General features: G+C 62.5%; 10 protein-coding genes and 1 riboswitch. Of the genes, 2 read left to right on the top strand and 8 right to left on the bottom strand.

Features of this window, described 5'->3' with window-relative positions:
- The 7 genes from atzF to HU811_RS17970 form a co-directional block, all read right to left on the bottom strand.
- Positions 1-1,776, bottom strand: a 1,776-nt coding sequence (gene atzF, locus HU811_RS18000; RefSeq protein ID WP_186657296.1) for an allophanate hydrolase, incomplete at its 3' end; no start/stop codon positions are given.
- A gap of 22 nt (positions 1,777-1,798) precedes the next feature.
- Entirely contained in the window at positions 1,799-5,428 is a 3,630-nt protein-coding gene (gene uca / locus HU811_RS17995; RefSeq protein ID WP_186657294.1) for an urea carboxylase, read from the bottom strand.
- A 304-nt stretch (positions 5,429-5,732) separates the two neighbouring features.
- Positions 5,733-6,374, bottom strand: a complete 642-nt coding sequence (locus HU811_RS17990; RefSeq protein ID WP_186657292.1) for an urea amidolyase associated protein UAAP2 — start codon at positions 6,372-6,374, stop codon at positions 5,733-5,735.
- A gap of 11 nt (positions 6,375-6,385) precedes the next feature.
- On the bottom strand, positions 6,386-7,111 hold the full coding sequence (locus tag HU811_RS17985) for an urea amidolyase associated protein UAAP1 (protein WP_092397295.1): 726 nt from the start codon (positions 7,109-7,111) through the stop codon (positions 6,386-6,388).
- 13 nt (positions 7,112-7,124) lie between these two features.
- Complete coding sequence (locus tag HU811_RS17980) at positions 7,125-7,913, bottom strand: ABC transporter ATP-binding protein (protein ID WP_092397297.1); 789 nt, start codon at positions 7,911-7,913, stop codon at positions 7,125-7,127.
- The gene (locus HU811_RS17975) at positions 7,910-8,725 is read right to left on the bottom strand and encodes an ABC transporter permease (protein ID WP_092397299.1); all 816 of its coding nucleotides are present in this window, start codon (positions 8,723-8,725) and stop codon (positions 7,910-7,912) included. The genes HU811_RS17980 and HU811_RS17975 overlap by 4 nt, the downstream gene beginning before the upstream one ends.
- A gap of 15 nt (positions 8,726-8,740) precedes the next feature.
- Complete coding sequence (locus tag HU811_RS17970) at positions 8,741-9,808, bottom strand: putative urea ABC transporter substrate-binding protein (protein WP_092397301.1); 1,068 nt, start codon at positions 9,806-9,808, stop codon at positions 8,741-8,743.
- A gap of 60 nt (positions 9,809-9,868) precedes the next feature.
- A riboswitch (guanidine-I (ykkC/yxkD leader) is annotated at positions 9,869-9,970 on the bottom strand.
- A 306-nt stretch (positions 9,971-10,276) separates the two neighbouring features.
- On the opposite strand from HU811_RS17970, the gene HU811_RS27470 reads away from it, so the two are divergent.
- Positions 10,277-10,663, top strand: coding sequence for a hypothetical protein (locus HU811_RS27470; protein WP_225248456.1), 387 nt, complete (start codon positions 10,277-10,279; stop codon positions 10,661-10,663).
- 229 nt (positions 10,664-10,892) lie between these two features.
- Here HU811_RS27470 and dspII read toward each other — a convergent pair whose 3' ends face one another.
- Positions 10,893-12,005 (bottom strand): enoyl-CoA hydratase/isomerase DspII, encoded by a 1,113-nt coding sequence (gene dspII, locus HU811_RS17960; RefSeq protein WP_186657288.1) that lies wholly within the window; start codon positions 12,003-12,005, stop codon positions 10,893-10,895.
- Between the two features lie 131 nt (positions 12,006-12,136).
- On the opposite strand from dspII, the gene ung reads away from it, so the two are divergent.
- Entirely contained in the window at positions 12,137-12,829 is a 693-nt protein-coding gene (gene ung / locus HU811_RS17955; RefSeq protein ID WP_092397307.1) for a uracil-DNA glycosylase, read from the top strand.
- The last annotated feature ends 43 nt before the right edge of the window (positions 12,830-12,872 follow it).

Here is a 12,872-nt window from a genome sequence, read left to right as displayed (position 1 = left end):
TTGGCGGGTATTAAGGTAAGCCCGCCACCCCCCCAAATGACTGATGTCCTGCGCACCCGCCAAACCATACGGCTCGCAAATGAATCCGCTTTCCCAGCGGCCGTCGGCCAGTTGTACCTTGCCCAGCCCAAGCGGCGCGGGGATACCGGTCAGGAACGAGCCGAGTTCGCTGCTCGGCAGCTCCCACACCTCCACCTCAACCGCCACGCCGCCCTCACTGACCCGCAGCATGCCGGGGCGCAGGGGCGGGCCGCCGGCCAAGGCGTAGAGGCGGTAGTCGGGTGAACTTTGGGTGGCCTCGATCAAACGCGCCCCGCGTTGCTGGAGCTGCCAGTTCAGTGCCAATCCGTCCAGATGCGCCCCGCACACCACCAGCCGCGCCCGGTCATGGCGAGCCGGGTTGGCCGGCGCTGGCACGGCCGGGTCTTGTTGGCGCTGCAAGGCATCGGCCACGCTTAACAGGTATTGATCGGTGAAGGCCCGACCGAACAGCGTCACGCCCCAGGGCAAGCCGTTGGCCATGAACGCACTGGGAACTGCGACGGCAGCGTAGTCCAGCAAGTTCATGAAGTTGGTGTAGTAGCCCAGCTCCGAGTTGCGCAGCACCGGTTCGGCGGCCAGTTCGGCGAGGGTCACCGGGCGGCCAATGGTTGGGGTGAGGACGCAATCGAGCGTTTCCATGACGCGATCGCATTGGGCTTTGAGCGCTTGCAAACGGTACTGGGCACGGAAGGTTTGTACGCCATCCACGGTAGGCGCTTTCGCCAATACGGCGCGGATAACTGGCAGTACGGCGTCGGGCTCGCGCTCCATCAACTCCCCGGCAACGCTGTAGCGCTCGGCCACCCACGGCCCTTCATACAGTAGCCGGGCGGCCTCCAGAAACGGCGACAAGTCCAGTTCCACCGCTTCGCCGCCCAGGCCCTTGAGTCGCTCGATGGCCTCTTGAAAAAGCCGTGGGCCTTCGTGGCAGCCAAAAAAAGCCAGGTCTTGCCCACGAGGCACGCCGAAGCGAAAGCGTCGTGGCGCGCCGAACGCTGAGCCGTCGTTCCACTGTGGGTTGCTGCGGCTGTACTCGTCGCGTGGGTCGAGACGGGCGGTCAGCGCCAGTAACTGACTGGCTTCCCGCGCCGTTGCGGTGAAGGTCGTGACGCAATCCAGTGTGCGACAGGCCGGCACCACACCCGCCGTGGAGATCAAGCCCTTGGTGGCTTTCAATCCCAGCAGATTGTTCAGCGCCGCCGGCACCCGACCTGAACCGGCGGTGTCGGTGCCCAGGGCAAAACTCGCCACACCCAGGGCCACCGCCAGTGATGAACCAGCGCTTGACCCACCAGCCGGATAGTCGGGCAGCACGCTATTGCGACAGGCCCCGTAAGGCGAGCGGGTGCCGTTGAGCCCAGTGGCGAACTGGTCGAGATTGGTCTTGCCCAGGGGAATCGCGCCCAAGGCCAGTAGCTGCTCGACAACGGTGGCCGAACGTTGCGGCACGTAGCTGAATGCCGGGCAGGCGGCCGTGGTAGGAATGCCGGCCAGGTCGATGTTGTCCTTGATCGCGAACGGCACGCCATACAACGGCAGGTTTTCCAGATCCTGGCCCTCCAGTGCGACGAGGTAAGGTTCCAGTTCCTCGGGCGTGAGCAGGTGGATGAACAGGTGAAAATCAGGGTTCAGCGCCGCAGCTTTTTCCCGCAGGCTCAACAGTAAATTCCGGGGTGTAAGTTCGCCGCTGCGGTAGGCGTCACGCAGATCGTCCAGGCGTAAAGACAGGTTCATGGTATTCATCCTTTGCTTGAGTTCAGTCACGTTCCAGCACCACCACACGTTGTCCGGCGCGCACCGCCGAGCCGGGCTGTACACGAATCTGGCGCACCACTCCGCAGACGGGGGCGAGCACCGGTATTTCCATTTTCATTGACTCCAGAATCACCAGCACATCGCCGACCGCAACGCGTGCGCCAACCTCCACCTGGACTTGCCAGAGATTGCCGGCGATGTGGCTGTCGACGCTGAGCTGATCCTCGCTCAGCAGCGAATCTTCGCTGGGCGCGGGTGCCGGTTCTTCGCTGTCAAAGTGTGCCTGGCCACTGGCGATCCAGCGCTCGCGCTCGGCATTGAAGGCGCCTTGTTGTTGCGCTCGGAACGCGGCGATGCTGTCGGCTTCCTGGGCCAGAAAGCGCTGATAATCGGCAAGGTTGAGTTGGCTGTGCTCGATGTCCAGGTCGAAGCGGCCCAGGGGGAAGTCTCGGCGGATGCGCAGCAGTTCATCGGCGCTGACCGGGTAGAAGCGGATCTGGTCGAAAAACCGCAGCAGCCAGGGTTTGCCGTCGAATGCGGCGACCTCGCGATAACGATTCCACATCTGCAACGTGCGCCCGACGAACTGATATCCGCCTGGGCCTTCCATGCCGTACACACACATGTAGGCGCCGCCGATGCCCACCGAGTTTTCCGCAGTCCAGGTGCGGGCAGGATTGTATTTGGTGGTCACCAGCCGATGCCGAGGGTCCAGTGGCGTGGCGACGGGTGCGCCGAGGTAGACATCCCCAAGCCCCATCACCAGATAGCTGGCGTCGAACACCGTGCGCTGCACCTCGTCGAGGTTGGGCAGGTCGTTGATGCGCCGGATGAACTCCAGGTTGCTCGGGCACCAGGGCGCGTCCTTGCGCACCGTGGTCATGTATTTTTCGATGGCCAACTGGCAAGCCGGATCGTCCCAGGACAGCGGTAAGTGCACGATGCGTGACGGCACCTGCAGATCCTGCGCGGCGCACACCGCGTCCCACTCTCCGCTGAGGATCTGCAGTAGCTCGGCCAGCGGCAGTTGTTCGGGTTGGTAATGCACTTGCAGCGAGCGAATGCCCGGCGTCAGATCGATCACGCCGCGCATCTTTTTGTGCTCCAACGCCTGCATCAAGGCGTGGGCGCGAAAGCGCAGCACAAGGTCCAGTTCGGGGGCGCCGATTTCCAGAAGCAAATGCGTATCGCCCGCCAGGCGAGCGACCAGCCGGGTATCGTCCTGACCGATATCCAACACCACAGGCGACATAACCCCCTGTGGGAGCGAGCCTGCTCGCGATGGGGCCAGATCAGACACCGCATCCACTTCATCGCGAGCAGGCTCGCTCCCACATTGATCCCATTTCAAGGCCAGTGATCGGGCGGTCTTCAGGTCCACCGGCACAAACCGCACTTTGTCCCCGGCCTTGAGTTGCCCCAGTTGCCAAAGATCCGCCTCGATCACCGTTACCGGGCAAACGAAGCCACCCAGGCTCGGGCCATCGGGGCCGAGGATGACGGGCATGTCGCCGGTGAAGTCCACGGCGCCGATGGCGTACGGGTTGTCATGGATATTGGAAGGGTGCAGGCCGGCCTCGCCGCCGTCGGCCCGTACCCATTCGGGTTTCGGCCCGATCAGGCGCACACCGGTGCGGCTGGAGTTGAAATGCACTTCCCAGGACGTGTCGAAGAAGGTCTGGATGTAGCGCTCGGTGAAGTATTCCGGCGCGCCATGCGGGCCGTAAATCACGCGGATCTGCCGCACGTCGGGCAGCTCCAGAGTGGGGGCGCTCGTGTGCGCCACGCTCGCGCGCTGATCCAGCGGCGCCAGGTGCAGCACGTCGCCGGTACACAAGGCCCGGCCACCATGGCCACCGAACTGGCCGAGGGTGAAGGTGCTTTTGCTGCCCAGGTAATCCGGCACTTGCACGCCACCTTGCAGGCACACGTAACTGCGCGCCCCGGCGCCGGAAATGCTGCCGATCGCCAGCGTGGAGCCGGCAGGAATCGACAGGGCGGTGTTCATCGGCACGGCTTCACCATCAAGGGTCAGCGCAATCCCCGCGCCGGTCACGGCCACCCGGGCATTGCAATTGAAACGCAGCAGTGGCCCGCTCATGGTGATTTCCAGCGCCGCGGCGCCTTCTTCATTGCCCAGCAGGCGATTGCCCTGGCGCAGCGAGCGGCTGTCCATCGGCCCCGATGGCGGAACACCCACCGCCCAATAACCGAGTCGGCCGGGATAGTCCTGAATGCTGGTCTGGGTCCCGGGGCTGAGCACTTCAAAGGTGTTGGCGCGATAGACCAGCGCCTCCAGGCAACGGGTCCAGGGCTGGCCGCTGGCAAAGGGTGCATCCAGGAGAATCTGTTGCAGGTAGTCGCGGTTGGTTTCCACGCCGTACAGCAGGCTTTCATTCAGCGCTTGATGCAAGCCCAGGCGCGCTTCTTCGCGGGTCGGCGCCCAGCGGATGACTTTGGCGATCATCGGGTCGAAGTAAGGCGGAATCTGGCAACCGGCCTCGACCCAGGTGTCGATGCGCAGGTGTTTGCCGTCGGCTGGCGGAAATTGCACAGCGGTCAGTAGCCCCGGGCTCGGCTGGAAGTCCCGACCTGGATCCTCGGCATACACCCGCGCTTGAATCGCATGGCCCTGGGCTTGCAAACCCTGGCTCAGCTCGTTCAGAGGAGGCAGTTCGCCGGCGGCCAATTGCACCATCCAGCGCACCAGGTCCACGTTCCACACTTGTTCGGTGACGCCGTGCTCCACTTGCAGGCGGGTGTTCACTTCCAGAAAGTAAAAGCGTCCGGCGTCACTGTCGAACACGAACTCCACGGTGCCGGCGCTGCGGTAGTTGACCGCCTGGGCCAGTTGGATCGCCGCTGCGCAGAGCTCGGCGGCCATCCCTTCGGGCAGGTTGGGCGCAGGGGTTTCTTCGATGACTTTCTGGTTGCGCCGCTGCACCGAGCAGTCGCGCACACCCAGCGCGATCACCTGGCCCTGGCCGTCGCCGAATACCTGAACCTCAAGATGTCGGGCGCGTTCGATGTACTTCTCGATGAACACGCCGGCATCGCTGAAGTTGTTCTGGCCCAAGCGCTTGACCGCTTCGAATGACTCGCTCAACTCGGCGGCATGGCGACAGACACGCATGCCGATGCCACCGCCCCCGGCGGTGCTTTTGAGCATCACTGGATAGCCGACCTGGGTGGCGGCCAGCAGCGCGGCGTCGAGGCTGTCGAGCAGTTCGCTGCCTTCGAGCAGTGGCACGCCGTGCCGGCGAGCCAGGTCGCGGGCGGTGTGCTTGAGGCCGAACACGCGCAGTTGCTCTGGCGTCGGGCCGATGAAAGCGATGCCGGCGGCCTCGCAGGCCTGGGCGAAAGCGGCGTTTTCCGAGAGAAAGCCGTAGCCGGGATGGATCGCCGTCGCGCCGCTGCTTTTGGCGATTGCCAAAAGCTTGTCCACCGCCAGATACGTAGCGGCCGCCGCGCCTTCGCCCAGGCAGTGGGCTTCGTCGGCCTGCAGGATGTGCAAGCTGGCCGCATCGGCCTGGGAATACACCGCAACGCCTTGGACCTTCAGTTCGCGCAGGGTCCGCAGGATCCGGCAGGCGATGGCGCCACGGTTGGCGATGAGGATTTTTTTGAACATGGCGTAACCCCCTCAGGCATGCATGTCTGCCTGAACTGGGATGCGGGCCGTCCCGCAGTTTTCGATGGCCGCCGGGGTCGTCCCCGATGGCGAAACTTCCAAACACCTCATTCCCTCTGTGGGAGCGAGCCTGCTCGCGATAACGTCCGCACATCCAATATCAATGTGACTGACAGACCGCTATCGCGAGCAGGCTCGCTCCCACAAGGGTTTGAGGGTGTTCATAAAATCAGTGTTTATTTAATGCACTGCCCCGACCGGCTCTGGCACAGCACAAACAGCCAGCGCCGCAGGCGGGCTAATTTCAGTTCCATATCAAAAGCTCCGCTGGCGTGGGGTTGTAGGCGTTGCACGGGTTGTTCAGTTGCGGGCAGTTGGAGATCAGGACGATCACGTCCATCTCGGCCCGCAGATCGACGTATTTACCGGGCGCCGAAATCCCGTCCTCGAACGTCAGGCCGCCGTCGGCGGTGACCGGTACGTTCATGAAGAAGTTGATGTTCGGCCCGATGTCGCCCTTGCCCAGGCGACCGTCGTGAGCACAAGCCCGCAGGTAGTTGTCGCGGCAACTGTGCATGTAGCGTTTTTCCAGGGCGTAGCGCACGGTGTTGCTTTCCTGGGCGCAGGCACCGCCGAGGGTGTCGTGGCGCCCGCAGGTGTCTTCAACGATGGTCAGCATCGGCTGGCCGAGGTTGGAATAGAGCACGCTGCCGGTGCTCAGGTACACGCTGTTCTGCCGGCGCAGGGTGCGCTGCACGTCGTAGCGTTCCTTGGGGTTGGCCAGGCTGTAGAACAGCGTATCGACCGCCTGGTTGCCTTCCAGGTCGAGGATGCGCAGGGTTTGCCCAGCCTTGACCTCAACCAGCCAGGGTTCCCCGGCGGGAATGGTGGCGCGGTAGATGGCGGCGTCGGGCTGCTTTTGTGGGGTGGCGATGGCAAGTGACATGGCAGCGATCCTCAGGCGAACAGTCGGTCGGTGTTGATGAAGCCGCGCTGGTTTTCCGGGCGCGAGTTGCGACAGTGCTCGGCAACGCTGGGCTCGGCGTTCATCCAGCTGAGCTTGAGCGGTTGCGGGGCGTATTGCGGGTTCGGGTCCATCGGGTGTTGCAGCGCAGTCAGCACCACCAGGGTGTCCATCGGTGCGTAGAGCTCGATGTAATCGCCGGCCTTGGAATGGCCTTCAACGAAGTGAAAGTTGCCGGCTTCATCGACATCAACCCGGCTGAACAGGTTGAGGGTCATCAGCAGGTCGGACAGGCCCAACCCCCATTTGCCCAGCTCCACCAGCAGGTTGTCGGTGCCGTTGCGAAAGAAGCCGTTGCGCAGTTCCTGATAGCGGCCCTGGCCGTATTTTTGTGCGACCTCCTCGGCGCAGAGCACACCGCCCAGGCTATCGCTCCAGCCGCAGGTGTCGGCGGTGATTGCTGCCAGCACCCGGCCCATGTCCGAGTACAGGCAATGGCCGCTGGTGAGTTTGGCGGTGTGTTGGCATTTGAGGCTGTCGGGCAGGTTCAGGCGCTCGGTTTTCTCATTGGCATTGAGCAGCGTCAGGCTCACGTTGGCCCCGCCGCGCAGATCGGTCAGGCGCAGCAGTTGCCCACGCTTGAGCACGAAGGAACGGTGGCCGCCACCGGGCAGCAGTTCTTCGGCGAAGGGAGCAAATAGTTGGGTCGAATCGGTCATGGGTAAACTCCTTTCAAGCGATACGCAATGCGCCGGCCAGTTCGGCGGGCAGGGCGTCGACGGCGGCACGGGCGGTGCGGCGGTCGCTGTTCAGTGGAATGTCGTAGGTGATGCGCGCGCCATAGGCGCCGGGGGCATGGGGGTCGAGGCGAACCTTGTCGAACACCAGCAGGCGTGTGCCGAGGCTGAAACCTTCGGACAGGTCATGGGTAACCATGAACACCGTCAACCGGGTTTCGCGCCACAGTTCCAGCAACAGGGCGTGCATGTCTTTGCGAATGCCGGGGTCGAGGGCGCCGAAGGGTTCGTCCAGCAGCAGGACACGGGGTTTCATGATCAGCGCCTGGGCGATGGCCAGCCGCTGTTGCATGCCCCCGGACAACTGCGCCGGGTATTTGTCCAGCGCGTGACCGAGGCCGACCTTGTTCAGCAGATGCGCGGCCTCTTCACGGGCCTGGCGTTTGGCGCTGCCAAACAGGCGACCCAGCAGCGGCGAGCGCGGCAGTTCCAGGCCCAGGGCTACGTTGTTCAGCACGGTCAGGTGCGGGAACACTGAGTAACGCTGGAACACCACGCCACGGCTGGCATCCGGCTCGCCGGCCAGGGGCTCACCGTCCAGCAGAATCTGCCCGCGACTGGCGCGCTCCTGGCCCAATAGCAGCCGTAGAAAGGTCGACTTGCCACAACCCGACGCCCCCACCAGCGTGCAGAACTCACCTTCGGCGACGCTCAGGTTCAAGCGCTCGAGCACCACCTGATCGGCGTATTGCTGCCAAACGTTGTTGACCTTGATGAAGCTCATGCCTTCGCCCCCTCATACCAGGGGAATGCTCGGCGGGTCAGGCACTTGAGGCCCCAGTCCATCAGCCAGGCGAGCAGGGTGATCCAGACCACGTACGGCAAGATCACATCCATCGCCAGGTATCGGCGCACCAGGAAAATCCGATACCCCAGCCCATCGGTGGACGCAATCGCTTCAGCGGCGATCAGGAACAGCCAGGCCGAACCGAGCATCAGCCGCAGGGAAATCAACAGGCGCGGCAGCAATTGTGGCAGCACCACCCGTAGCATCAGGGTCCAGGTCGAGGCGCCGAGGGTCTGGGCCTTGATCAGCAATTCGACCGGGATTTCCCGGGCGCGCTGTTCCAAATCCCGGGCCAAGCACGGCGTGATGCCAATGACGATCAGCATCACTTTCGACAACTCCCCCAGGCCGAAGACGATGAACAGGATTGGCAGGATGGCCAGCGGCGGCACCATCGACAGCACGGTGAGTAAAGGCGATAGCGGCGCACCGAACAGCGGCAGCGTGCCGGCGGCGATGCCCAGGCACAGGCCGGCCAAGGCACTGATGCCCAGGCCGATTGCCAGTCTGCGCAGGCTCGACGCGGTGTCTTGCCAGAGCAGGTAGTCGCCACTGCGCACGTCAGCGGTGAAGGCCAGGCGTTTGACCGCATCGGCCATTTGCACCGCACTGGGCAGCAGCTTGTCGTTGGGGTTGTCCGTCAACCGTTCGGCCGAGCCCATGAAGTAGGCGAACAGCACCAGCGCGAAAGGCAGGATCACCAACAACAGGCGACTGGGGCGATCCGGGTAGCGGTTGATCAGGCGCATGCCAGCTCCTCCGGTTTACAACTTGGCGTCGGCCGCCAGTTGCACGTAGGTCGGGTCAAAGCGCAGCTTGAGATTGGCCTTGTCGCCGCTGGTCACGCCATTGGCAAACGACATGCCGACCGCGTCGGTGTCTTTGGCGCCTTCACCAAGCAAACCGTGCTGGAACGAGAACTCGGCGACTTTGCGCATGGTGGCGGGCAGTTGCTCGCTGGTGGCGAAGCCCAGGGCCTCCTTGGCGGTGGCGAACAGCTTGGTGGTGTCCAGCTGCGACTGGAAGCCGGCCAGGTCAGTGCCCGAGGCTTTGGCCATGTGTTCCAGTGCGGTCTTGCTGGCGGCGTTTTTTGCGTTCATCAGCGCCACCACTTCAAACCAGGCGCCGGTCAATGCTTTGCCCAGGGCCGGGTTGTCCTGCAGGGTCTGAGTGTTGACCACCATCATGTCCATGATCTCGCCGGGGATCTGGCTGGAATTGAACACCTCGCTCACGTCGGGCTGGGCCTTGATGTCCGAGAGCATCGGGTTCCAGGTGGTGACGGCCTTGACCTCGTCGGTATTGAAGGCTGCGGAGATATCGGCGTCGGAGGTGTTGACGACTTTCAGGTCTTTTTCGGTGAGGCCGACCGAGTCCAGGGCGCGGGCCAGCAGGTAATGGGAGACCGACAGTTCCACCAGATTGACGTCCATGCCCTTGAGGTCAGCGACTTTCTTGCCATCCCCCTTGAGCACGATGCCGTCGTTGCCATTGGAAAAGTCGCTGACGATCAGCGCGGTGCTGTCCACGCCACCGGCGGCGGGAATGGTCAGGGCGTCCATGTTGGTCATGGTGCAGCCGTCGAACTGACCGGCGGTGTATTGATTGATGGATTCGACATAGTCGTTGAGCTGCACCACATCGATGGTGATGCCGTATTTTTTCGCCCATTTATCGACGATGCCTTGGCTGCCGGCGTATTCCCAGGGCATCCAACCGGCGTAAATGGTCCAGCAGACGCTGAAATGGTCTTTGGGTGCGGCAGGGGACGAGGGGCTCACGAGGGCCGAGAACGTGGCGAGGAGCAGGGCGCAAAGACGAAGCTTGAGCATGGTGGTTCTCCAGTTGATCAAGGGCGGACAGGAGCAACGCGGCACCGCGAACGGTGGCTTGTCTCCCGGGCTTTTGTCCCGCCGTGTAACCTCAACTGGAGGTCGCCAACTCTCGGACCAGCCACTCGCCAGAAGCGAGCCGGAACCCTAGTCAGCCATTGCAAATTGTGGTGCCGCGAACCTGTGATGACTCCTGCACGGAGTTTGTTAAAGCGAGAGCCGTGCCAAGTGCCGTAAAGGCCCGGGCCAGAGAGGGGCGGCCGAGCAGAGCGCGGCGTCGCAAGCGGGTTTGTGCATAGTTGTGGTGCTTGCCCGCACCGGGATGAGGCACAGGGCTACATGTTTCAACTTATTGCCAGGGCGCACCAGATTCGGATTTCGCTGTCAGATTAATCGTCAGTCACCCAATAGATGACTGCCGCCCGCCAGCGTCGCTGATGTGGCTCATTAGCGGTCCAGGAGGCCGCCATGTATCGACGACTTCTGCTCATTGCGTTTCTGGGTTTGACACTTTCGGCATGTGTTCCTTACGACGGAGGCTCAAGCTACTACCGTTCCGAGGTCTACACCTCACCGGCGCCGGTTTATTACGGTGGCGGGAGCTACTATTCGGCACCGCGTGGCTATTACGCTCCGCGGTACTACCAACCGGCACCGCGCTATTACTCGGCGCCGCGTTATTACCAACACGGGCCGCGCCATTACTCGCCACCGCGCACGGCATACCGGTCTCATCCACACCGGGGTGGCTGGGACGGCCATAACCGGGGCGGTTGGAATGACGACCGTCGTGGTCGAGGCGGGCGGGATCATCGGGGACGCGGTGATCATGATGGACGGCGTAACCACCGCTGATTCATCGGCAGCAAAAAGCGGCGCATTGAGCGCCGCTTTTTTTGTGCCTGCCATAAACCTGATGGGATAACGCTGTGGGAGCAAAGCTTGCTCGCGATGGCAGGGGATCAGTCAGCTTCCCGGTGACTGGCATACCGCTATCGCGAGCAAGCTTTGCTCCCACAGATGTCACATCCCACAGATGTCACATCCCACAGATGTCACTCTCACAGGGTGTCACACAGGTTCTTTACTCATTCGACAAATCCGCCAACGGATGCCGACCTTCCCAGGCTTTGTGAAAGTGCGCCTCGACCGTTGCTTCGGGCACGTGATTGATGTCCGGCCAGTGCCAGTGGGGCTTGTGGTCTTTGTCGATCAGCCGCGCCCGCACGCCCTCGCTGAATTCAGGGTGTCGGCAGCAGTTGAGGCTCAAGGTGTACTCCATGCGCAACACACCTGCCAATGACAAATGCCGGGCTCGGGCGATCTGTTCCCAGACCAGATGAGCGGTCAGCGGGCAGCCTTCGGTCATGGTCTTGGCCGCCCGTGCGATCAATGGGTCTGAATGGTCCACCAGCAGGCTGAGGACTTTCCAGGCGCAACGTACATCGCTGACATCCAGCCATTCGTCGATTTTCTGCCGGCGCGGCAGCCATTGCGCCTCGGGCAACTGCGCGACGGCTTCCTGCTGCAAGGCCTTGAGCAGGCTGTTGAGCTGCATGGGTGTTTGTTCCTGCCAGTTGAGCTGCAACAAGCCCTCGATCAGATCGTCCTGTTGTTCATCCAGCAAGAAACGGTCGGCCAGACCCAGGTCAATGGCGTCACGGGCATTCATATGGGCGCCCGTCAGGCCCAGGAATAGGCCAAGCTTGCCGGGCAGCCGCGACAGGAACCAACTGGCGCCGACGTCCGGGTACAGGCCGATGCTGATTTCCGGCATCGCCAGGCGCGTGCTCGGTGTGACGATCCGAATATTCGCGCCTTGCAACAACCCCATGCCGCCGCCAAGCACGTAGCCATGGCCCCAGCACACCAAGGGTTTTGGAAAAGTGTGCAGGTTGAAGTCCAGTCGGTACTCCGCGGCAAAAAATTGCGCAGCCAAGGGCGGTACTTCACCAGGTTGAGCGCGGCAGGCTTCCACCAGGCTGCGCACTTCGCCGCCAGCGCAAAACGCCTTGGCGCCGTTGCCGCGCAACAAGACACAGACGATTTGCGGTTCTCTGGCCCAGGCATCAAGCCGATCGCGCAGAGCGTTGATCATCGGCAAGGAGAGGGCATTCAGGGATTTTTCAGCATCCAGGGTGGCGATGCCGATACGGGCGCCGTTGATGCCGGTGAGTTCTTCGAAGTGCAAATTCATCGTGACCTCGATCAGAAATTTGAATGATCAGTATGACCGCTGCGTAGGAAAGTGCCGGTTCTGCATCAGATCAATTGACAAGCCATGTAGGCTTTCCTAGGGTGCGCCCATTGTTTTTACTGGGTGCAACCATGACTGCTGACGACCGTATCAAACTCGAACCGAGCTGGAAGCAAGCCCTGCGTGCCGAGTTCGACCAGCCCTACATGGCAGAGTTGCGTGAATTTCTGCGTCGCGAGTACGCGGCCGGCAAGGAGATTTACCCACCGGCACCGCTGATTTTCAATGCCCTTAATTCCACGCCGCTGGACAAGGTCAAGGTGGTGATCCTCGGCCAGGACCCGTATCACGGCCCGGGCCAGGCCCATGGTCTGTGCTTTTCGGTGCAGCCGGGCGTACCGGCACCGCCTTCGCTGGTGAACATCTATAAGGAATTGAAACGCGACCTGAATATCGACATCCCGAATCACGGCTACCTGCAAAGCTGGGCCGACCAGGGCGTGTTGCTGCTCAACACCACCATGACCGTGGAGCGTGCCAATGCCAATTCCCACGCGGGCAAGGGATGGCAGCACTTTACTGATCGGGTCATTGAAGTGGTCAGTGAGCACCAGCCGCATTTGGTCTTTTTGCTGTGGGGCGCCCATGCCCAGGGCAAGCAGAAGCTGATCGACGCCACCAAACACCTGGTGCTGACCTCCGTCCACCCGTCGCCGCTGTCGGCTTACCGCGGCTTCCTGGGTTGCGGGCATTTCAGTCGGGCCAACAAGTTTCTTGAGCAGCAGGGCGAGACGCCGATCGACTGGCGGTTGCCGGCGGTTTAATGCGTTGACCGGGCTGGCCTCATCGCGAGCAGGCTCGCTCCCA

Source organism: Pseudomonas tehranensis, from assembly GCF_014268615.1.
Lineage (GTDB): Bacteria > Pseudomonadota > Gammaproteobacteria > Pseudomonadales > Pseudomonadaceae > Aquipseudomonas > Aquipseudomonas tehranensis.
Note: the sequence above shows the minus strand (reverse complement) of the source record. Positions and strands in the feature narration are given on the sequence as shown.